Consider the following 21545-nt stretch of genomic DNA (forward strand, 5'->3'; position numbering starts at 1 on the left):
ATTCATAATCCGTAAAGAAAATGCAACTAAAAGGACTGGTTAGATTTTTTGCTGTCGCACTGATCCTTATCTCTTTGTATCAATTGTCCTTCACGTTTGTGGTGCAGAACTATGAGAAAAAGACTAAGAGCAAGGCTGAAGAGTTTGTGGCCAAGCAATATCCCTCTGCCGAACAGAAGTACCCCGGTAACAAAGAGTTACAATCTTTCTACCAGGACACGCTGAACGACTTTGTGAAAGCGAGGATGGAAGAGTTACTGGACAGTACCAGTGGCAAACAGATTGCCGGATTCCCCTGGTTTACCACCTATACCAAAGCGAAAGAAAAGCAGCTGAACCTGGGGCTTGACCTTCAGGGCGGTATGAACGTTGTGCTGGAAGTGAGCGTGGAAGACGTGGTGCGTAACCTGGCCGGGCAATCCAAAGACCCTGCTTTCAACAAAGCCATTGAAAAAGCAAGAGAACGCAAGAAAAACAGCCAGTCTGATTTTGTTACGCTTTTCGGGGATGCTTATAAAGAAGAAGCGCCCAATGGCAAACTGTCTACCCTTTTTGCGAGCGCTTCCCAGAAAGACATCACCTTCAACAGCAGCAACGAGCAGGTGCTGACGGTGATCCGGAACGAAGCCAAAGCCGCCATCAGGAACACTTACAAGGTACTGCAGAACCGTATTGACAAATTCGGGGTAGCATCTCCCTCCATCAACCTGGACGAGAACCGCGGCATCATTTCCGTGGAACTGGCCGGTGTGGACGATGCCGACCGTGTGCGTAAATACCTGCAGGCCAGCGCCAACCTGGAGTTCCGCGAAACGTATAAAAGCAGCGAAGAATTTTACGTAACGGTGCTGCAGCCCATGAACGAGGCCATTAAAGTGGCCCTGGGCACTGCACCGAAAGCAGATACTACACAGAAAGACAGCGCCGCCACGGCCGCCGCAGCCCCTGCCTCCGCAGACTCTACGGCCAGCCTGAGCAGCCTGCTGGCTAAAGATTCCGGCAAAGGCGCCCTCACCGGCGATTCCGCCAAACTGCTGGAAGCACAGGCCGCCCGCGAGAACCCGCTGTTCACCATCTTCATGCCCAACGCTACCCAGCAGGGCATTGTACCCAGCTCTACGCTCGGTTACATGGCCCCCAGGGATACCGCCACTTTCCGCAGGTACATCGAAATGCCGGCCGTGAAAGCGGCCATGCCGAAAGACCTGGTGTTCGTGTACGGCCCTTCCAACAAGGAAGACCGTAACCAGCCCCTGCAGGTGTACGGCATCAGGGTAAACCCGGCCAACCCCAAAGCCCGCATCACCGGTGAAAGGGTGATAAAGGCCAAGGCTGACTTCGGGCAGGACAACCAGGTGGAAGTATCCATGAGCATGGACCCCACCGGCACCCGTGACTGGCGGAACCTGACCCGCGCGCTGAAACCCACTAATCCCAACGATCCGCGTACCTTCAACTACGTGGCCATTGTGCTGGACAACGTGGTGTACACCGCCCCCTCCATCAACACCGAAATTCCCAACGGGAACTCCTCCATCAGCGGTAACTTCACCACCGAAGAGGCGGATGACCTGGCCAACATCCTGATGTCTGGCAGAATGCCCGCCCCCGCCAAAATTGTGCAGGAGCAGGTAGTAGGGCCTACCCTCGGGCAGGAATCCATTGAAGCCGGTGCAAAATCTTTTATCATATCGTTTGCGGTGATCTTCATCCTCATGCTGGTGTACTTCAACACCGGCGGCTGGGTGGCCAACATCGCGCTGATCCTCAACCTGCTGTTTACCGTAGGCATCCTGGCCTCGCTGGGCGCCACATTGACCATGCCCGGTATTGCCGGCCTGGTGCTGACCATCGGTATGGCAGTGGATACGAACGTAATTATATTTGAAAGGATCAAGGACGAGCTGAGCCGTGGCAAAACCTACCAGCAGGCCGTGGAAGACGGCTACAAGCGCTCCTACGCGCCGGTGCTGGACGGTCACATCACCTCCCTGCTCACCGCCTGCATCCTGTTCTACTTCGGCCTCGGCCCCGTACTGGGCTTTGCCACCACGCAGATCATAGGCCTGCTGCTCTCCCTGTTCTGCGGTATATTGGTATCCCGTATGATCACCGACTGGTGGACCAACAAAAAACGCCACCTGGAGTACTTCACACCGATCAGCCGCCGTATTTTCAAACATGCCAATTACGACTTTGTAGGCATGCGCAAATACACCTACATCATTTCCGCTATTGTGCTGGTGCTGGGCATCGGCTCCTTCTTCAACGGCTTTGACCGCGGGGTGGACTTCAACGGCGGCCGCAGCTACACCGTACGTTTCGACAAACCGGTGAACCGCGCTGACGTACATGAAGCGCTGAACAAGGAATTTGAATCAGAGACCTTTGTAAAGACCATTGGCGATAACAACCAGCTGAACATCACCACGTCTTACAAAGTAGACGAAAATACAGACGAGGCCGCAGCAGAAGTGCTGACCAAGCTGCACAACGGCCTGAAGCCTTTCTATGGCGGCGATATTGACCAGCAGGCATTTGTCAGCAGGTTCCTGGTAGGCTCGCAAACGGTGGCGCCTACTATCTCTGACGACCTCCGCCAGGGCGCTATCAAGGCCACCGTACTGTCCCTGCTGGTGGTGTTCCTGTACATCCTGCTGCGCTTCAATAAATGGCAATACTCCATCGGTACCATTTTCTCCCTGCTGCACGACGTGCTCGTAACGCTGGCCGTGTTCTCGTTCTGCCGCAACTGGGTGCCGTTTGCGCTGGAAATTGACCAGCACTTCATTGCGGCCATCCTGACGGTGATCGGTTTCTCCATGAACGATACGGTGATCGTATTTGACAGGATCCGCGAGAACTTCCGCCTCACCAAGAATACCGATACCAAGTTCGTGATCAACCGCGCCATCAACGAAACGTTGAGCCGTACCATCATGACCTCCGTAACGGTGTTCCTCACCATTCTCATCCTCTTCATCTTCGGTGGTGAAGTAACCCGCGGCTTTGCCTTCGCTATGCTGATCGGCGTGCTCACCGGCGCTTACTCCTCTATTTTTGTGGCAGCCCCCATTTTGGTGGACTTCGACAAAAAGAACACCCTTGCACAGGAGAAAGAAGCCGTGAAGATCGAGAAAGCACCGCCTTTGGTGAGAGGGAAATAACTGATGATGCATTCTTTATAATAGGGGCTGACCAAAAATAATGGTCAGCCCTCATTTATTTGGGTACCTGTCATCGTGTAAGCAATTCTCAAGCCTTTCATTTTACTTTTAAGCCGCCCCGTCTTACGGCAACGCATAAAAAAAGCCCTTCCGCTCCGGAAGGGCTTTTCCAAAAGATGCTCAATATTACACCGCGAAAGAAGTGCCACATCCGCAACTGGACGTAGCATTCGGATTTGTAAACGTAAAACCGCGGGCATTCAGGCCCTGGGCAAAGTCTACTTCCATACCCAGCAGGTAAATGCCGTGGGCCTTTTTCATGACAACAGGGATGCCTTCGATCTCGTACACTTCATCGTCTTCCATTTTGGCATCAAAGCCCAGTACATAAGAAAGCCCGGAACAACCGCCGCCCTTTACGCCAATACGCAGGTACTGGGATTGGTCAAAGCCTTCCTCCGAACGGAGGCGCTGCAGCTCCTGTATGGCGCCGGTGGTCAATTTTATAGGTGATTGTGCTATTGTTTCCATCTTGAAAATGCATTTATATTCCCTGCAAAAATACGAAAAAATTACGGATGCCTGTTACCCCGGCATGCCCGGCCGGAAACATGAAAATTAATGGGCATACTTCAAAAATGTATGTAATTTGTTACGCATATGCGAAAAGTTCTATGCCTCGTATTGGCGGCAGGCCTCGCGCAACAGGCTGCCGCCCAGCAATTTGGCGGCAACCTGCCCTCCCTGAAATGGCAGCAGATCAATACAGATACGGTACGCGTAATTTTTCCCCGCGGCATGGAAGCGTATGGCCGGCGGGTGGCGGATATTACCAGCCATGTAAGCCGGTACCACCGGGCTTCCGTTGGCCCGCTGCAGCAAAAAGTGAGCATAGTGCTGCAAAACCAGACCCTGCAATCTAACGGGTACGTGCAGCTGGGGCCTTTCCGTTCCGAGTTCTTTATGACGCCCCCGCCTTCCAGCAACAACGTAGGCTCCCTCAACTGGGCAGACCAGCTGGCCCTGCATGAGTACCGCCACGTGCTGCAGAACGCCAACTTCCGCAAGGGGGTGAGCAAGGTGTTCTACTACCTGTCCGGGGAGCTGGGCCAGGCGGCCGTTACCAATATTGCCGTGCCCAACTGGTTTTGGGAAGGAGACGCCGTAGTGACGGAAACCGCCCTCAGCCAGCAGGGCAGGGGGCGCCTGCCGGCATTTTTCAACGGCTTCAGGGCCTTGCACCTGGCCGGCAGGAACTATTCCTACATGCAGGTGCGCAACGGCTCTTACCGCCGCTTTACGCCTGACCATTACGCTACCGGCTACCTCATGACCAGTTACGGCCGGCTGCAATACGGGCCTGATTTCTGGAACGGGGTAACAGACGATGCGGTGCGCTACCGCCGCCTGTTCTATCCCTTCTCCCAAAGCCTTAAACACCGCACGGGCAAAAATGCGGCGGCATTCTTCAAGGCCTCCCTGAACAGCTATACGCAACACTGGCCGGCCGCCGCCCCGCAGCCGGCAGACACGCTCACACCCGCCACCCGTACTTATACAGACTACCGCTATGTATATGCGGACGGCAGCGGCGGCCTCATTGTATCCAAACGCTCCTACAAAACCATCCCCGCTTTTTACGCTATCAGCGCAAACGGGGAGGAAACCCGCATTACCGCGCCGGGCCTGGGCTTTGACGATTATTTCAGCTACCGCAACGGCCATCTGCTGTGGACGGAGAGCCGCTACAGCGCCCGCTGGGGCTGGAAAGACTATTCCCTGGTACGGGTGCATGACCGGGCCACCGGCCAAACCCGCACCCTGCGCCACGAGCGCCGCTGCTTTTCGCCAGACCTTTCATTTGACGGCCGGAGCATAGCGGTAGCGGCCGTTACGGAAAACCAGCAATACCACATTGAAATACTGGACGCCGCCAGCGGCGCCATCCTGCGCAAGCTGCCCAACCGGGAAAACTGGTATTACACCTACCCCAGGTTTGCGCCGGGAGACAGCCTGATCATCAGCGCCGTGCGGGACCAGGCGGGTAATATGGCGCTCATCAGCCAGTCCATCGCAACCGGTGAAACAACCATACTCGCGCCCTTCCGGGTGCAAACCATCGGCATAGCCGCCGTGGAAGGGGAGCAGGTGTATTTTACGGCGGCCTTCGGGGACGCGGACAATGTATACCGCCTGTCTCTCCGCCAGCCCGCCGCCATGGAGCAGGTGACCCGCCGCCCCAACGGGGTGCAGCATATGGCCCTCACCGGCGGCGGCATTGTATACAGTGAATTTACGGCAGACGGCTACAAACTGCTGAAAAGCCCCCTTGAGCCGCAACCCTTCCGGGAAACGGGCCATAACGCCTGGTTAAAGCCCGATTTTGGCGAGGGAGGGGATATACTGGATAAAGTGCCCGCCCGGGAATATGAGGTGCGCAAATACCCTAAAACGCACCGTATTTTCAATTTCCACAGCTGGCTGCCCCGTATAGATGACCCGGACTATGGCCTGTACCTCTACGGCGAAAATGTGCTCAGTACCCTGCAGACCACGGCCGGCGCGTCTTACAACATTAACGAGAACAGCCCCGAGGTAAGCGCGGCGCTGCTGTACGGCGGCTGGTTCCCCTACCTGCGTACGGGAGCGGATTACCGCATGCGGCGCAAGCTACAGGTGAGTGATACCGTGAGCCTGGAATGGAACGAGCTGGACTGGTACGGCGGCTTCAGCATCCCGCTGAACCTCAGCGCCGGCAAGTATTACCGCTCCCTCAGCCTGGGCGCCAACTACCATTACCTGAGCCGCGCCCGCACCCCCCGCTCCAAATACCGCTTCCGGGATGACAAGGTGCAGTACGTAGACGCCGCTTTTACCTTCAGCAACCAGCGCATCAGGGCCTTTCAGAACATCTACCCGCATTTTGCTCAGATCTTGCAGCTGCGGTACAACAAGGCGGTGAACAACGTGCCCGCGGAGCAGTGGCTGGGCCGCCTGGACCTTTACCTGCCGGGCTTTTCCGCCAATCACAGCCTGGTGCTGCAAGGCATGTACCAGCAGCGGGATACCATGCTGCGGTACGCTTTCACAGATCACTTCGTATATGCGAGAGGATATGAAAAACCTTTCTACGAACATATCTATAAAGCCGGGGCCAATTATCATTTCCCTATTTGTTACCCGGACTGGGGTTTTGCCAACCTGCTGTACTTTATGCGGCTGCGCGGGAACGTGTTTTATGACCACAGCATAGCCTACAACTTTCGGAGCAGGCAGGATGTTACTTATGCATCTGCCGGGGGAGAGTTTTTTTTCGACACCAAACTGGGGAACGTGCTGCCTTTTACATTCGGCATGCGTTACAGCCACCTGCTGCATACAGACCCGGTAGACCCTTTGCGGAAAAACAGGTTTGAAGTGATAGTGCCCCTGCAGCAATTGTTTTCTTATTAAACCAACTGCCATGAAACCAGTGAGCAACAAGCCGCCTTTTTATATCAAACTCAGCCATGTGCTGCTGAGCCTGGTGCTGATAGTGGTGATACTCCGTACCACCAAAGACATACTGGCGCCGGTAGCGTTCGGGTTCATCTTTGCCATACTGCTGCTGCCGGTGGCGCAGGGGCTTGAAAAACTGCGCCTGTCACGCGGGCTGGCCGCTACCCTCGCCGTGCTGCTGTTCATCCTCTGCATGTTCGGGCTGATCTATTTTATTTCCTGGCAGATGTCTTCTTTCCTGACAGACCTGCCGCAACTGGAAAAAAGATTGATGCAGCAGGCTAACGCGCTTACCCTGTGGATCGATGAAAAATTCCAGGTGGATTCAGCACAGCAGATCGCGTGGATCAATGAGACGGCGGCCAAGAGCATTGCCACCGTGTCCCAGTTTGTGGTGAACGCGGTGTCTTCCGTTTCTTCCGTGCTCATCTTCCTGGTGTTCATCCCGCTGTATACTTTCTTTTTGCTGTTTTACCGCCGCCTGCTGGTCAATTTCCTGCTGCGGCTGTTCCGCCGGGAAGATGCGGACAATGTACACGCAGTGATAGCCCACGGCCGCGTGGTGATCAAAAGTTACGTGGTGGGCCTGTTCATTGAAATGGTGGTGGTAGCCCTGCTGAACGTAACGGCCCTGCTGTTGCTGGGCGTGCAATACGCGGTGCTGCTGGGTACGCTGGGTGCTATTTTTAATGTGATCCCGTACCTGGGCATGGTGGTGACCATCATCATCACGCTGCTGGTAACCCTTACCACGGCTACGCCGGTGCTGGCCTTATGGGCGGTGGTGGCCCTGTTTGCCATTCATTTGCTGGATGCTAACGTATTGCTGCCGCGGATAGTGGGGTCTAAAGTGTCTATCAACGCCATGATCACGCTGCTGGGCGTATTTATAGGCAGCATGATATGGGGCATTGCGGGCATGTTCATTTCCATTCCCGCCATGGCGCTGCTTAAAATCATCTTTGACCGTATCCCGAACATGAAACCCTGGGGTATTTTGATGGGCTCGGGAGAATAGGGGAAGGGCTGTTTTCAGGGAGATCGTTCTAATCGCTCACAGGCACTGCGGCGGCGCCGGGAATTGCTGTGGGGGCCGGCCGCCCTTACCTGATGATGATCTTCAGCTCCGCCACGCGGTAAAACTTGTTGCCGGGGTAGCTGACAACGATGTTGTTGAAGAACAATACATCACCTTTGGCCAGGTCTTCCTTCAGCCTGTTCACCCATGCGGCAGACAGCCGGTCGGATCTGAAAGAATCCCCGGTGAGGTCACGCGCTATCTGTACTTCGCGGGTAGTGTCATTGATATAAGGCTCCAGTTTTTCGTAAGTAAAATCAAAGGAAACTACGGGCACGCGGTTTTTGTTGCTGTCTCTCACCACCAGCGCGGAGTCCAGTATTTTCAGTATTTCCGGGCGGGGAATGGAATCACTGAGAAAAATGTGCCAGGAGGTAGTGAAACGAAGGGGCTTTTTCTGTTCCGCCGCCTGTTTGGCGGGCGCGGGCTTCTTCACCGCCTTGTTTTGCGCCAGGGCGGCGGAAGTGCAGCCAAGCAGGCATACCAGATATAAGCATTTTCTAGTCATAGGAGATAATAAAAAGATCGTCCGGTTATTGAACGCCGGACGATCTTTAAAATTATAAAGTTTTTAAACTTTCTTCAATACTCTGAATCCTGTTCAGGCAATCGGACTGTTTGCGGCGTTCTGCCTCTACAATTTCCGGTTTGGCATTTTGTACAAAACGTTCGTTGGCAAGTTTCTTTTCTACGGATTGCAGAAAGCCTTTTTGATACTCAAGCTCCTTCAGGAGTTGTTCTTTTTGAGCTTCTTTATCGATTGTTTTGTTGGTGAAAGCTTGTGTCTTATAACCTAAAACAGGTATTGTAGTCATTGTAGTGGTAGTAGCGGACGTTGTGCTAGCGGTTGTTGGTGTAGATTCATCGATAGGCCTTTTCGTTGTTGTTGTTGTTGTTGTTGTACTTACATTTAGCTGTTTTTGAATTATCAGCATAATGCTTGAATAAAATCCAATGAGTTCATCTGGAACCACTAATTCTTCTATCACGTCAGAGCTTTTAAATTGCCCCTCCAGCCTAACTTTTTTATTTACGATAGTTATGTAAGTTTTCAAATTTGCCCCATGAGCTAGAATCTCTGTGTCTACAGATTTTACAGGATCAAACTGGCGCACCACCAGGTCGTCTCCCGCCTTGCGCTCGCGCAGCAGGTGGTACAGTTCTTCCGTTACGAAAGGCATGAAGGGGTGCAGCAGTTGTACCAGCCGCTCAAAGAAGCTGATGGTCTTTTCGTACACGCCTGCGTTGATGGGCTGCTCAAAGCCGGGTTTGATCCATTCCAGGTACCAGCTGCAGAAATCGTCCCAGATGAGGCTGTAAATAGCTTTCAGGGCTTCGCTCAGGCGGAAGTCCTGAAACAGTTTCTCCACTTCGGCATGCACTTCGTTGAGACGGTTCTCGAACCACTCCACGGCAAACTCCGGAACGGCGGCGCCGGTATTTTCTACCGGTGTCCACATCTTCACCAGCTTCAGCGCGTTCCACATTTTATTGTTGAAGTTGCGGCCCTGCTCGCAGCTCGCATCGTCAAACAGCAGGTCGTTACCGGCGGGAGAGGAGATCATGATGCCGAAGCGCACGGCGTCTGCGCCGAAACGTTCTATCAGCTCCAGCAGGTCTGGCGAGTTGCCGAGCGATTTGCTCATTTTGCGGCCGAGCTTGTCACGCACCATGCCGGTGAAATATACGTCGCTGAAGGGTTTCTCCTGTTTGTATTCCAGGCCGGCCATGATCATGCGGGCCACCCAGAAGAAGATAATGTCCTGGCCGGTTACCAGTACGGAAGTGGGATAGTAGTACTCAATATCCGCATTGCCGGGCTGGCTGATGCCGTGGAACACTTCCATGGGCCAGAGCCAGGAAGAGAACCAGGTGTCCAGGCAATCCTCATCCTGCCGGAGAGATTCCCGCGTGGCGCCGTACTGCTGCGCATAACGGCGAAGCGCTTCTTCATGCGTTTCAGCTACTACAAATTGCCCGCTTTCATCGTACCAGGCGGGGATTTGCTGGCCCCACCAGAGCTGGCGGGAAATACACCAGTCCTTCACATTCTCCATCCAGTATTTGTAGGTGGCCATGAAGCGGTCCCCGGGGTGTATCCTCACATCGCCGCTTGTTACCGCTTCCAGCGCAGGCTGCGCCAGGTCTGCCATTTTCACGAACCACTGTGTGGAAATACGCGGTTCCACTACCGTATCAGGGTTGCGCTGGCTGTACCCGAGGCGGGTGGCGTACTCCTGCTCTTTTACCAGCAGGCCTTGCTCCTGCAGGGCGGCCACTACCTTTTTACGGGCGCGGAAACGGTCTTCTCCCACAAACACCACGGCCGCGGCGCTGAGGGTACCGTCTTCATTCAGCGTGTCTACCACCTCCAGGTTGTGTTTGAGGCCCAGGTTGTAGTCGTTGATATCATGCGCCGGCGTTACTTTCAGCGCGCCGGTACCAAATTCCTTGTCTACATATTCGTCAAATATCACCGGCACTTTGCGGTTTACCAGCGGCACTATGGCATAGTGGCCCTTGAGGTGCGCATACCGTTCATCTTCCGGGTTCACGCAAATAGCGGTATCGCCCATGATGGTTTCCGGGCGCTGGGTGGCAATGGTGATGAACTCCCCGGTGGCTTCGCCGGCGGCGTTCACCACGGCGTATTGTACGTGGTACAGCTTGCCGTTCAGCTCTTTGTATTCCACTTCCTCGTCACTGAGCGCGGTTTTGGCCTTGGGGTCCCAGTTGATCATGCGGGCGCCGCGGTAAATGAGGCCTTTGTTGTACAGGTCTACGAATACCTTGATCACTGCTTTGTAATAGTGATCGTCCATGGTGAAGTTGACCCGCTCCCAATCTACAGAGCAGCCCAGTTTTTTGATCTGGTGGTAGATGATGCCGCCGTATTTTTCCTTCCACTCATGCGCGTATTGCAGGAACTCCCCGCGGGTGAGCTGGCTTTTTTCTATTCCTTTTTCTTCTTTCAGCATGTTCACCACCTTGGTTTCGGTGGCAATGGAAGCATGGTCCGAGCCGGGTACCCAGCAGGCATTGAAGCCGCTCATGCGGGCATGGCGCACCAGGATGTCCTGCACGGTTTCATTGAGGGTATGGCCCATGTGGAGCACGCCCGTAACGTTAGGCGGAGGTATAACAATGGTGAACGGAGGCCGCCCGTCGGGAACGGAGCGGAAATATTGCTTGTCCATCCAGTACTGGTACCACTTGTCTTCTGCCGAGGCAGGGATATAATTCTTCGAAAGTTCCATGCTGTATATAATATATGCGATTTCTTTACAGGATTGCAAAAATATTGAATCTGGCCAGTATTTCCACTACCGGCCCCGAAATGGCCGCCCGGCGGCGTTTTTTTGCCTGCCTGCGCGGCGTGGCGGCAGTTTTTTGGGGGAGTGCAGGGCCTGTGCGGCGCGAGGCGCATATTCCGGAAGGTATTCCCGGCTGGGCGCCTGAAGAGGTTGCCTGTGGCGCTGGTATATATTTCCGAAGCCGCTCTCCCCGGTGCGAATAAAAAACGTCTGTTAAACTGCAACCCCCATCGGTTAAAGAAAACCCGTTATCCGATCATTTGACGGGAAAGCCTGCTGCGGGCGCCGCTATCTTCGCCCCCGATATTTATTTCAACATCATCAAACAAAGTAAAAAAGTTCATGAAAAAGTTAATTCCAATGCTGTTTGTTGTACTCCTCGCTTCAGCTTGTTCCAAAGAAGGCCCCCAGGGCCCTGCCGGTACAGCCGGCACTAATGGCACCAATGGTACCAATGGCGCTCCGGGCGCCCAAGGCCCCGCCGGTCCCCAGGGGCCGCAAGGTAACGCCGGTACCGCCAATGTGATCTACTCCGGGTGGATAAAGAAAACCAATGCCGACTGGGTGAATGTGAATACCACCGCTTCCACCACGGTAGTAGCGGCGCCCGCCCTCACCGCCAACCTGCTGGGTAACGGTACGGTACTGGTATACATGCGTTATAACCTCGTGGTGTACCCGCTGGCGCACACCTTCAACGCCAATATCGGTTCGGTAGATTTTTCCGTAGTGCCCGGCCAGATCACCGTCCGCAATTTTATAGATTTTGTGAAGCTGGTGAAACCCCTTGGCGATGCGGATTTCCGTTACATGCTGATACCCGGCGGCACCCAGGCCCGCGCCGAAGCCCCGGTGGATTACAAGGATTACGAAGCTGTAAAAGCGTATTATAACCTGCCTGAGTAAACCTGCAACTGTTGCACTGTACGTCCCTGCCGTTTGTAGCGGCAGGGATTTTTTTTGTACCGGGGAACGGCCGCGGAGGGCGGGTGCTTTCCCAGCGCAGGCTTTTTTTCCAGGCCGGTTGTTTTACAGCCGGCTTCACAGCTACTTGTCAGACCATTGCAACCTGCAGTTGTAACAGGCTCCCGCCGGTCAGCCACTTACACCTTCCTCATTCAGCATGTCGGTATCCAGGAGTTGTAACAGGCTCCCGCCGGTCAGCCACTTACACCCGCAGCAGCTTTTCATTAACCCGTTTCCGTGAAAGGTTAATCCGCGGCCCCGGCGGAGAAAACGGCACCGTAGTTTTAACCCCGTAAAGAAAAAATGATCACGCTTAACCTCAAACACATGAAACGTTTGCAACACATTTTTTATCTCGCAGGCTTATCTGTAATTCTTCTGACAGCAGCATGTTCCAAAGAAGGCCCTGCCGGCCCCGCAGGCCAGCAGGGTAATACGGGAGCCCCCGGCCCGCAAGGCCCACAAGGCCCGGGCGGCGCAACCGGCCCGCAAGGTCCCGCAGGCCCCGCCGGCCAGCAGGGCGCGCCGGGTAATGCCAATGTGACCTTGTATACCTTCAAGAATGTTAAAGTTAAGATCGGCTACCAGCTGCATCTCACCAACCTGCCGAAAGCGCGGATGGATTCCTGCATGGTGCTGGGCTACTATAACCCCGCGGGCGAGTACTCAGGTACGTGGTATCCCATACCGGGCCCGGGGCCGGGCAATGCGTACTGGGCCGTGTATAATCTGGTGCAGGTAGGCGGCAATATGGGCCTGTATGGCTTCAACCTGAAGCTGCAGCAGCCGGATGGCACTGCCTACAATACGGAAGTGATATTCAACACCGTGCGCATCTTTGTGGTACCGGCGTCTTCCATTATACCGTTGGGAAAACAGGCGCCGGCGGTAGACGTGAAGGATTATGAAGCCGTGCTGAAACACTACGGTTTCCAGGATTAAACCGCTGCGGTTGGCAGGAGCTTGCCTCCGGCGTGTGTTGGCTTTCCTCCGGCACACGCTGTTGCGTTAACCCCCGTGTCAGGACATGGTCCGTATCACTTCCACCGTTTTGTCTACCATGTCAGGCGTAACGCCCAGGTGGGTCACCATGCGTACCTGCGTGGGAGAGATGGCCATTACGCGGATGCCTTCCTTGGCCAGGTAATCCCGGAAAGTAACGGGGCTCCAGGGCGATTTTATCTCGAAAATGAGGATGTTGGTTTCCACGGGCAGCATGTGGCCGGTAAACTCCCGTTCCAGCAAGGCGCGGGCAATTCTTTTGGCGTGGGCATGGTCTTCCGCCAGGCGGTCTGTATGATGTTCCAGCGCGTAGAGGCCGGTAGCCGCCATGTACCCCGCCTGCCGCATGCCGCCGCCGAATTTTTTGCGCACGCGGCGCGCTTCGCGGATGAAAGCCTGGCTGCCTATGAGCACGGAGCCGATGGGGCAGCCCAGCCCCTTGTTGAGGCAAACGGAAATACTGTCAAACACTTCGCCGTATTGCCGGGCGGTTTGGCCGGTGGCCAGCAGGGCGTTAAAGAGGCGGGCGCCGTCCAGGTGCAGCTGCAGGCCATGGTTGTTGCATACGTTGCGTATCCGTTGTATTTCCTCAAAGTCATAACAACAGCCGCCGCCCCGGTTGGAGGTATTCTCCAGGCATACCAGCGAGGTGCGGGCCTTGTGAACATCGTCCGGATTGATGGCGGCTTCCACGGCCGCCGCGGTGATCATGCCGCGGTCTCCTTCCAGCGCGCGCACCTGTGCGCCGGCGTTGAAGGCTATGCCGCCCCCTTCGTAAATGTACACGTGCGCCAGCGAGCTGCAGATCACTTCATCTCCCGGCCGGGTGTGTACTTTGATGGCCACCTGGTTGCTCATGGTGCCGGAAGGGCAGTAAAGGGCCGCCTCCATGCCAAAAAGTGCTGACATGATGGCTTCCAGTTTGTTCACCGTAGGGTCTTCGCCAAAAACATCGTCTCCGGTATCCGCCCGCAGCATGGCTTCCAGCATGGGCTGGGTGGGTTTCGTAAAGGTGTCGCTCCTGTAATCCATTAAATATTTTGCAATAACGGGTGAAATAAATTAGAGAAGTTTTTAATCCGAATATGATTATTTTTCAATTGTTAAAATTTACATAAAGCGCCGGAAATACTGACGAAAACGCTATAAAAATCCGTTTATATGGAGTACTTTGTTTAAGGAAGTCAGGCATAGAGACTGGCTTTCCAAAGTGCGCAACCATTGATAGTGAACGAGTAACGCGCGTCTTACCCCGGTCGGTCGTAACCCATCCGCAGCCATGTTGTCATATTTGGAAGAGTGGGGGATTAGCACGATCTTTGCAGGCTAATTTCGCAACCGTGTAAGATATACCATTTAAATGTTACAACAAAATTATCTTTCGGCTGTTAGTATAATATTCGTAAACCAATACTTTTAAAATATGAGGCAACTTAAAATTGCCACCCAGATCACCAATCGTGATTCGCAGGCGGTAGAAAAATACCTGCAGGAAATCTCGAAGATCCCCTTGTTAACTCCAGAGGAAGAGACCATACTGGCTCAGCGCATCAAAATGGGCGACCAGCGGGCTCTCGAAAGATTAACTACAGGAAACCTTCGTTTCGTTGTTTCCGTGGCCAAACAGTATCAACACCAGGGCTTAAGCCTCAGCGACCTCATCAACGAGGGCAATTTAGGGTTGATCAAGGCCGCACAGCGTTTCGATGAAACCAAAGGTTTTAAATTCATTTCATACGCGGTATGGTGGATACGTCAATCCATCCTGCAGGCGTTGGCAGAGCAGGGCCGCCTTGTCCGCCTGCCGCAAAACAAGATCGGCACTTACAACAAAGCGAATAAAGCTTACATGGCATTTGAGCAGGAGAACGAGCGTGAGCCTTCTACCGAGGAACTGGCAGAGATCCTGGAAATGTCTGAGTCGGAGATCAACAATATCTTCCAGAGCAATACCCGCCACATGTCTCTTGATGCACCCGTGCATGAAGCGGAAGACGTGGCCATGGGCGACCTGCTGGAAGGCGGTGATGTGACCGATGACGATGTCATGCAAGATTCCCTTCGTGAAGAGATCCGCCGCGTGCTCAAGTCCCTGAGCCCCCGCGAAGCGGAAATTGTGAACGCGTACTTTGGTCTGGATGGTGAAAACGGCGCAACAATTGAACAAATAGGACAGAAATACGATTTGACGAAGGAACGTATCCGCCAAATCAAGGAAAGGGCCATCAAAAGGCTGCAAAAAGCCCGCTATAGCGGCGCATTGAAATCCTATCTGGGATAATTGGTTTAAATTTTAATTCTTTCGAATCTGGGATAAAAGCATCCCGCCCTATGAACAGGCGGGATGCTTTTTTTTATGCCTATAGGTAGTGTCTATAACCGTATAGACGCCTTTCATCATACCTTATTCGAAATTCTCCTCCCAACCCTTTATTTTTGCAATCCTATGCAAAAGGCATACATTCCGCTGATGCTGATCTTCCTGACCGGCACAGCCTGTGAAAAGGAAGTTACGGTAGACCTGCAAAGCAGGGAAGACCGCCTGGTAGTGGAAGGCGTTATTGAGAACGGCCGGTTCCCCATGGTGACCATCAGCCGCAGCCTCAATTACTTTTCCCGGATCACCCCGGAGCAGTTGCTGGCGTCTTTTGTGCACGATGCGGTAGTGACCGTATCCAGCGGCGTACAAACGCACCAGTTGCGAGAGTACCGTACAGATACCACCAACGGCATTGCGCTGTACTACTATACGGTAGATACCGCGCAGTTTCACAGCGCCTTTGCCGGCCAGCCGGGTAACAGCTATACGCTGAAGATAGAAGCGGAAGGGCAGACGCTGAGCGCTGTTACCACCATCCCGGATGCAGGGCTCCGCCTTGATTCCATGTGGTGGATGCAGTCAGGCAACAGCAACCTGGGAGAAAAGGCCCGCGTGCTGGTGAAAGTGACAGACCCGCCGGAAAGAGGCAACTACGTCAGGTACTTCACCTCCCGCAACCGGGAGCGCTTCCTGCCGGGCCTCAACTCGGTGTTTGACGACCACGTGGTGAACGGCACCACCTTTGACGTGCCGCTGGACGCGGGGATAGACAAAAACCAGCAAATAGATTTTGACACGTACGGGTATTTCAGGCGCGGAGATACCGTTACCCTCAAATTCTGTAACGTAGACCATAATACGTACGATTTCTGGAGAACGGCAGACTTTGCCTATACCGCTACCGGCAATCCCTTTGCCACACCTACCCGCACCCTGGGCAACATTCCCGGCGCGCTGGGTTACTGGGGTGGATATAACGTAACGTACAAGACCATTACTATACCAAAATAATCAGAAACCAAACCAACAACAGTTTAAACAACAGCATGGAAAACAACACATCACCCGAACATGTACACGTATTGATCATCGGATCGGGCCCGGCAGGGTATACGGCAGCCATCTATGCCGCCCGCGCTAACCTGAAACCTGTACTATACCAGGGCATACAGCCCGGCGGCCAACTGACCATCACCACAGAGGTGGAAAACTATCCCGGCTACCCGGAAGGCATCCAGGGCCCCGAAATGATGGTGGACTTTGAAAAACAGGCCAGCAGAATGGGCGCAGACATCCGCTACGGCATGGCCACCAAGGTGGATTTTTCATCGCAGCCTTATAAAGTGGAAATAGATGAGGAAAAGACCCTCACGGCAGACGCTATCATTATTGCTACCGGCGCTTCCGCCAAATGGCTGGGGCTGCCCTCCGAGCAGCGCCTGAACGGCAGCGGCGTGTCTGCCTGCGCGGTGTGCGACGGCTTTTTCTTCCGCGGTAAAGAGGCCGCTATTGTAGGCGCGGGAGACACCGCCGCCGAAGAAGCGCTGTACCTCTCCAAGATCTGCTCCAACGTACACATGCTGGTACGCCGGCACGAAATGAGGGCATCCAAGGTGATGCAGGACCGCGTGCTGAAAACGTCCAACATCATGGTGTACTGGAACACGGAAACCCTGGAAGTAGTAGGCGAGAATAAAGTGGAAGGCGTACGCGTGCTCAACAGCCAGACCAAAGAAGAAAAGGTGATCCCCGTGAACGCCTTCTTTGTGGCCATCGGCCACCAGCCTAATTCCGGCATTTTCAACGGCCAGCTGGACATGGACGAGCAGGGGTACATCAAAACCATTCCCGGCACCACCAAAACCAGCGTGGAAGGCGTTTTTGCCTGTGGGGACGTGCAGGACAAAATATACCGCCAGGCCGTTACGGCCGCGGGCAGCGGATGTATGGCCGCGCTGGACGCGGAAAGGTACCTCTCTGCAAAAGGACATTGATCATAAAGAATGGGGGAGGTACCGCTTCTCCCATTTGTTTTTTTATAGCCCAACAATCTGCAAGCACATGCTCCACATTGCGCTGGAAGGCATCCGGTTTTACGCCTATCACGGTTTTTACAAGGAAGAACAGGTGATCGGCAATCATTTTGTGCTGGACGTAAAGGTGAGCATCCCCGAGCCGGAACACCCATCTTCCCTGGCAGAATCGGTTAATTACGAAGGGCTGTATGCCATTGCCCAACAGGCGATGCAGGTACCTCAGGCGCTGCTGGAACAGGTGGTGCACGATATTACCGCCGCCATCAAAACACAATACCCCGGCGTACAGGCCTCCGTGGTAACCCTCCGGAAACAGGCGCCCCCGTTTGGGGGAGACGTGGATTTCTCCGTGGTTTCGCTGGAAAAACAATATGTGATATAAAATAAATATGACTTATTTTTGGATCACCCAACAAATTCGTCCTATGCTTAAGAAAACCATCCTGCTTCTTTTGGCCTGCTGGGCCTCACTTTTTGCCAAGGCCCAAACCGTGGAGGAAATCATTGCCCAGGCGCAGCAACTGGAAAAACAGATGAAAGAAAATGAATCGCTGGAGAAATACAAGGAGGCGCTGCAGGTGTCTCCCGGCCATGTGCTGGCTTTTACCCAGGCCAGCCTGCTGGCAGGCAGGGAAGGGGCCCGGCTGAAAGACAAAGCGGCCAAACAGGAGTATTTCAACAACGCCAAAATATACGCTTACGAGGCACTCAAGGTGGAACCGGAGAATGCGGAGGCCAACTACGCCATGGCGGTAGCCTGGGCCCGCATCGGGCAGATATCCGGCGCCAAGGAAAAAGTGGCGGCGGCCAAGGAGGTGAAGAAATATGCGGACCTGGCCCTCAAGTTCAAGCCTGATTACGGGGAGGCCTGGCACCTGGTGGGCAAATGGAACTTTGACCTCTACAACTTAGGCTCCATTGAGAAAGCTGCGGCCAAGGTATTGTTTGGCGGCGTACCCCCCGGCACCATGGAAGACGCCATTGCCGCCTATGAAAAATGCCTGAAGCTGAAACCCTCTTTCATACTCAACTACCTTGACCTGGCGCTGGCCTACCGCCAGAACAACCAGGAAACCCAGGCTATGGAAGTGCTGAACAAAGGTGTGAGGATGCGCCCCATTTACCAGGATGACCCGGGGTACAAGGCAGAAATGAAAAAACTGCTGGACGCCATGCAGTAGGGGCCGCAATATTCCGTGCGGTGCCTTTGCGGGGTACTCCGGATGTGGAGCTTGTCTTCTTGTTGCAACACCTCCGCGCCCATTGGGGTATACGGCATCTCCTTTTACTGCAGCACCTTCCCCTTCCACCGGCCGCTCCGGAGGTACCAGAGCGCCAGCCCGCCCATAATGATCCAGTACACGAACTCCGCGCCCCAGGCCCAGTGCAGCGGGCTGCGCCACCGTTCTACCACCAGCACGCAATACACCAGGTAGATGGTTACGGCAGATACCTCTATCAGCATGTTCACCCGCGTACGGCCGGTGCCCGTTATACCGTTGAAAGTAACAGCGGTCACTGAAGAAAGCAGGGTAACGGCGGTGCATACACGGATAGACGGGATGGCCGCGGTGATCAGTGTTTTATCTGCCGTGTACATCCGCAGCAACTGGTAAGGCAGCAGGTTGATCAACAGGCACACGGCGGCCGCGCAGAAGAAGGCAAAGCCCGCTATTTTCCGCACCGCTTTCAATACGTCCGCCTCCCGGCCCTGGCCAATGAGGTTGCTCACCATGGTATTGCAGGTGGCGGCCAGCGCCCAGGTAAAAATGCCGAACAGCCCAAAGATGCTGCGCATCATGTTAGACAGGGCCAGGGGCCTTTGCCCCAGATGCTCAATAAATATGAAGAACACCAGCCAGCTGCCGATGCCGAAGAGGAACTGCACAATAAGCGGCGCCGAAATGGTGAGAATGTTGCGCATGGCCGCAAAGTCTGGTTTGAGACGGGCAAAAAGATGATACCTGGGCGGGAACTTCAGCAGCACCAGTATGCTGTACGCCGCCACAAAACCAATGCCTTCCGCAATAATGGAGGCCACGGCTGCGCCGTTGAGCCCCATCGCCGGCAGGCCCAGCTTCCCGAATATCAGCCCATAGTCCAGCACAATATTGGCCACCTCCTGGAAAAGGGAAGTGATGGCCAGCAGGCGCGTATGGCCCGTGCCGATGTAAAAGGCATTGCAAAGCCCCATCAGCATCAGGAAAGGCAACCCCCAGATGCGGATGCGGATAAAAGACACCGCCGCCTCCCTGATCTGCGGGTCATGCAGGCTGCCGCCGAAGAAAAGCGGCGCCAGGGTATAAGTGACCGCAATGGCAAACAGGGAGAAGAGCAGCGCCAGCACAAAACCATTGGAAAAATACCGCCCCATGCCGGCATAGTTCATTTCTCCCGCGCGGCGGGCAAAAAGCACCTGCAGCCCGTTGTTCAGGCCGTAGGCGATCATGTGCATCACCAGGTAATAAATACCCGCAATGCCGTTCACGGCAAAGGGGAACTCGCCCAAATGGCCCAGGAAGGCCGCATTGGTCATGTGGTTGATCTGCGGCAGCACCAGCGAGAGGCTGATGGGAGCGGCAATAGCGATCACCTGTTTATTTGTTAAGTTAACCTGCATATGAAAAGGGCGGGCAAAAATACGAAAATCCCGCTGCCGCCCCTTCGCGCCCAAACTCAACAATTTTAATTATTATTGTGCTTTACAATACTGAAATACATGCCCGTGGCATATACCATACAACCCACATACGCAATAGATGACGCCACCCTGCTGGAAACGGACCTGACCACCTGCACCCTGCTGGTGCTGGTAGGCAGTGGCACGTTCAGTTATGCCGTATTGTCTCCCCTGCAACGCAAGTTCCTGGCGCTGAAAAGTTATAGCTACCAGCCTAAAACGCTGGCTATGGCGGACCTGGAGATGATAGAAGAGATCTTTGACGCGGACAAGCTGTTGTTTACCGCCTTCAAACAGGTGCTGCTGGCCTTTGACTCGCCGGAGAGCACGCTGGTGCCGGAAGCGCTTTTTCAGCCGCAGCTGAAAAGGGACTACCTGCATGTGGCGCAGTTGGAAAAAATGCAGGAGGCCGTGCTGTTTGACACCGTGCCGGAGCTGGGCCTTGTGAACGTATATGCCATAGATAAAGACATCCTGGGCTTTCTGCGGAAGGAATTTTCTTCAGATACCGTTATGCATGCCTACACCGGCCTGCTCAAAGCCTACCGGAAAGACAACGAAGTACAGTTCTCTGACGGGGTGGTATACGTGGAAGTGCAGCCCATGCAGTTTGCCCTCACCATTTTTGCCGGCGGCAAGCTGCTGCTCCAGCAGCAACTGGGGTACCGCAGCGGGCTGGACATGGTGTATTACATTGTCAACTCCCTGCGCCAGCTGGGCCTCAGCGAGCTGCAGGCCAAGGTGAAGCTGGGCGGCGCCCTCACGGAAGACTCGCAGGTGTATCACGAGCTGCACCGCTTTCTGCCCCGGCTGGACTGGGTGCACAAACCAGACGGCTTCCTGTACATTCCCCGGATGAATGAAGTGCCCCCGCATCATTTTCATAATTTATATGCACTGGCCTTATGCGTATCATAGGAGGTTCCATGAGCGGCCGGCGGATCAATCCGCCCGCTAACATGCCGCACACGCGCCCTACCACAGATATTGCCAAAGGCGGGCTGTTCAATATCATCGAAAACAACCTGGACATTTCCACCCTCAAGACCCTGGATATTTTTGGCGGCACCGGCAGCATCAGTTACGAACTGGCGTCCCGCGGGGCCGCAGACCAGACCATTGTGGAGAAAGACCCGGCCATGGCGGACTTTATCAGCAAAACCGCCGCGCTGCTGGGCGTACAGTTGAAGCTGGTGCGGATGGACGTGTTCAAATACCTGCAGCAGTGCACGGAGCAGTTCGATTTTATTTTTGCCGGCCCGCCCTACGCCCTGGGCACTATAGACGAGCTGCCCAAAATAGTATTTGAAAGGCAGCTGCTGAAACCGGAAGGATGGTTCGTATTGGAACACACGCCGCGTAACAATTACAAGGAGTTCAGCTACTACCGCTCGGAACGGAATTACGGTACCACCATATTTTCCATATTCATTAACCGGGAAGAACTGAGGAAACCCTCTGCCGGTCAATAATACTTATACACT

17 protein-coding genes are annotated in these 21545 nt (G+C 54.4%); 12 read left to right on the plus strand and 5 right to left on the minus strand.

The window, feature by feature from the left end; translation table 11 throughout:
* Positions 1-20 precede the first annotated feature (20 nt).
* A complete protein-coding gene (gene secDF, locus D3A97_RS15060) occupies positions 21-3167 on the plus strand; it encodes a protein translocase subunit SecDF (RefSeq protein ID WP_119079296.1) in 3147 nt (1048 codons plus the stop codon).
* Between the two features lie 186 nt (positions 3168-3353).
* Here secDF and D3A97_RS15065 read toward each other — a convergent pair whose 3' ends face one another.
* Positions 3354-3698, minus strand: a complete 345-nt coding sequence (locus tag D3A97_RS15065) for a HesB/IscA family protein (protein WP_119079297.1) — start codon at positions 3696-3698, stop codon at positions 3354-3356.
* A gap of 129 nt (positions 3699-3827) precedes the next feature.
* Here D3A97_RS15065 and D3A97_RS15070 point away from each other — a divergent pair, with 129 nt between their 5' ends.
* Positions 3828-6620: a TolB-like translocation protein gene (locus tag D3A97_RS15070; protein WP_157986559.1), complete on the plus strand. Its 2793-nt coding sequence runs from the start codon at positions 3828-3830 to the stop codon at positions 6618-6620.
* 10 nt (positions 6621-6630) lie between these two features.
* Entirely contained in the window at positions 6631-7683 is a 1053-nt protein-coding gene (locus D3A97_RS15075; RefSeq protein ID WP_119079299.1) for an AI-2E family transporter, read from the plus strand.
* Between the two features lie 85 nt (positions 7684-7768).
* Here the strand turns inward: D3A97_RS15075 and D3A97_RS15080 are convergent, their stop codons facing one another.
* Both D3A97_RS15080 and D3A97_RS15085 read right to left on the minus strand, forming a co-directional pair.
* Positions 7769-8251: a hypothetical protein gene (locus D3A97_RS15080; protein WP_119079300.1), complete on the minus strand. Its 483-nt coding sequence runs from the start codon at positions 8249-8251 to the stop codon at positions 7769-7771.
* A 52-nt stretch (positions 8252-8303) separates the two neighbouring features.
* Entirely contained in the window at positions 8304-11000 is a 2697-nt protein-coding gene (locus tag D3A97_RS15085; RefSeq protein ID WP_119079301.1) for a valine--tRNA ligase, read from the minus strand.
* A 417-nt stretch (positions 11001-11417) separates the two neighbouring features.
* On the opposite strand from D3A97_RS15085, the gene D3A97_RS15095 reads away from it, so the two are divergent.
* On the plus strand, positions 11418-11963 hold the full coding sequence (locus tag D3A97_RS15095; protein ID WP_198674008.1) for a hypothetical protein: 546 nt from the start codon (positions 11418-11420) through the stop codon (positions 11961-11963).
* Positions 11964-12350: 387 nt separating this feature from the next.
* Positions 12351-12965 (plus strand): hypothetical protein, encoded by a 615-nt coding sequence (locus D3A97_RS24855; RefSeq protein WP_232825994.1) that lies wholly within the window; start codon positions 12351-12353, stop codon positions 12963-12965.
* 78 nt (positions 12966-13043) lie between these two features.
* Here D3A97_RS24855 and D3A97_RS15105 read toward each other — a convergent pair whose 3' ends face one another.
* Positions 13044-14057, minus strand: a complete 1014-nt coding sequence (locus tag D3A97_RS15105) for a threonine aldolase family protein (protein WP_119079304.1) — start codon at positions 14055-14057, stop codon at positions 13044-13046.
* Positions 14058-14448: 391 nt separating this feature from the next.
* Here D3A97_RS15105 and D3A97_RS15110 point away from each other — a divergent pair, with 391 nt between their 5' ends.
* The 5 genes from D3A97_RS15110 (at position 14449) to D3A97_RS15130 (ending at position 18562) form a co-directional block, all read left to right on the plus strand.
* A complete protein-coding gene (locus tag D3A97_RS15110; RefSeq protein WP_109698810.1) occupies positions 14449-15306 on the plus strand; it encodes a sigma-70 family RNA polymerase sigma factor in 858 nt (285 codons plus the stop codon).
* Positions 15307-15471: 165 nt separating this feature from the next.
* Entirely contained in the window at positions 15472-16356 is an 885-nt protein-coding gene (locus tag D3A97_RS15115; protein WP_157986561.1) for a DUF4249 domain-containing protein, read from the plus strand.
* A gap of 35 nt (positions 16357-16391) precedes the next feature.
* Complete coding sequence (gene trxB / locus D3A97_RS15120; protein ID WP_119079306.1) at positions 16392-17339, plus strand: thioredoxin-disulfide reductase; 948 nt, start codon at positions 16392-16394, stop codon at positions 17337-17339.
* Positions 17340-17406: 67 nt separating this feature from the next.
* Positions 17407-17763 (plus strand): dihydroneopterin aldolase, encoded by a 357-nt coding sequence (locus tag D3A97_RS15125; protein ID WP_119079307.1) that lies wholly within the window; start codon positions 17407-17409, stop codon positions 17761-17763.
* Positions 17764-17806: 43 nt separating this feature from the next.
* Entirely contained in the window at positions 17807-18562 is a 756-nt protein-coding gene (locus D3A97_RS15130) for a tetratricopeptide repeat protein (protein WP_157986562.1), read from the plus strand.
* Between the two features lie 104 nt (positions 18563-18666).
* Here the strand turns inward: D3A97_RS15130 and D3A97_RS15135 are convergent, their stop codons facing one another.
* Positions 18667-20001 (minus strand): MATE family efflux transporter, encoded by a 1335-nt coding sequence (locus D3A97_RS15135; protein ID WP_119079309.1) that lies wholly within the window; start codon positions 19999-20001, stop codon positions 18667-18669.
* 99 nt (positions 20002-20100) lie between these two features.
* Here D3A97_RS15135 and D3A97_RS15140 point away from each other — a divergent pair, with 99 nt between their 5' ends.
* Entirely contained in the window at positions 20101-20979 is an 879-nt protein-coding gene (locus D3A97_RS15140; protein ID WP_119079310.1) for a DUF3822 family protein, read from the plus strand.
* The gene (locus D3A97_RS15145) at positions 20967-21533 is read left to right on the plus strand and encodes an RsmD family RNA methyltransferase (protein ID WP_119079311.1); all 567 of its coding nucleotides are present in this window, start codon (positions 20967-20969) and stop codon (positions 21531-21533) included. The genes D3A97_RS15140 and D3A97_RS15145 overlap by 13 nt, the downstream gene beginning before the upstream one ends.
* Positions 21534-21545 lie beyond the last annotated feature (12 nt).

Source organism: Chitinophaga alhagiae (assembly GCF_003568665.1).
Classification (GTDB): Bacteria; Bacteroidota; Bacteroidia; order Chitinophagales; family Chitinophagaceae; genus Chitinophaga; species Chitinophaga alhagiae.

What these genes read in the sequence shown, in the direction of transcription:
- D3A97_RS15130 (WP_157986562.1), top strand. Translation starts at nt 17,807, where the DNA reads ATGCTTAAGAAAACCATCCTGCTTCTTTTGGCCTGCTGGGCCTCACTT.
- D3A97_RS15085 (WP_119079301.1), bottom strand. Translation starts at nt 11,000, where the DNA reads ATGGAACTTTCGAAGAATTATATCCCTGCCTCGGCAGAAGACAAGTGG.
- D3A97_RS15070 (WP_157986559.1), top strand. Translation starts at nt 3,828, where the DNA reads ATGCGAAAAGTTCTATGCCTCGTATTGGCGGCAGGCCTCGCGCAACAG.
- D3A97_RS15075 (WP_119079299.1), top strand. Translation starts at nt 6,631, where the DNA reads ATGAAACCAGTGAGCAACAAGCCGCCTTTTTATATCAAACTCAGCCAT.
- D3A97_RS15080 (WP_119079300.1), bottom strand. Translation starts at nt 8,251, where the DNA reads ATGACTAGAAAATGCTTATATCTGGTATGCCTGCTTGGCTGCACTTCC.
- D3A97_RS24855 (WP_232825994.1), top strand. Translation starts at nt 12,351, where the DNA reads ATGAAACGTTTGCAACACATTTTTTATCTCGCAGGCTTATCTGTAATT.
- D3A97_RS15125 (WP_119079307.1), top strand. Translation starts at nt 17,407, where the DNA reads ATGCTCCACATTGCGCTGGAAGGCATCCGGTTTTACGCCTATCACGGT.
- D3A97_RS15115 (WP_157986561.1), top strand. Translation starts at nt 15,472, where the DNA reads ATGCAAAAGGCATACATTCCGCTGATGCTGATCTTCCTGACCGGCACA.
- D3A97_RS15065 (WP_119079297.1), bottom strand. Translation starts at nt 3,698, where the DNA reads ATGGAAACAATAGCACAATCACCTATAAAATTGACCACCGGCGCCATA.
- D3A97_RS15135 (WP_119079309.1), bottom strand. Translation starts at nt 20,001, where the DNA reads ATGCAGGTTAACTTAACAAATAAACAGGTGATCGCTATTGCCGCTCCC.
- D3A97_RS15095 (WP_198674008.1), top strand. Translation starts at nt 11,418, where the DNA reads ATGCTGTTTGTTGTACTCCTCGCTTCAGCTTGTTCCAAAGAAGGCCCC.
- D3A97_RS15140 (WP_119079310.1), top strand. Translation starts at nt 20,101, where the DNA reads ATGCCCGTGGCATATACCATACAACCCACATACGCAATAGATGACGCC.
- D3A97_RS15110 (WP_109698810.1), top strand. Translation starts at nt 14,449, where the DNA reads ATGAGGCAACTTAAAATTGCCACCCAGATCACCAATCGTGATTCGCAG.
- D3A97_RS15145 (WP_119079311.1), top strand. Translation starts at nt 20,967, where the DNA reads ATGCGTATCATAGGAGGTTCCATGAGCGGCCGGCGGATCAATCCGCCC.
- trxB (WP_119079306.1), top strand. Translation starts at nt 16,392, where the DNA reads ATGGAAAACAACACATCACCCGAACATGTACACGTATTGATCATCGGA.
- D3A97_RS15105 (WP_119079304.1), bottom strand. Translation starts at nt 14,057, where the DNA reads ATGGATTACAGGAGCGACACCTTTACGAAACCCACCCAGCCCATGCTG.
- secDF (WP_119079296.1), top strand. Translation starts at nt 21, where the DNA reads ATGCAACTAAAAGGACTGGTTAGATTTTTTGCTGTCGCACTGATCCTT.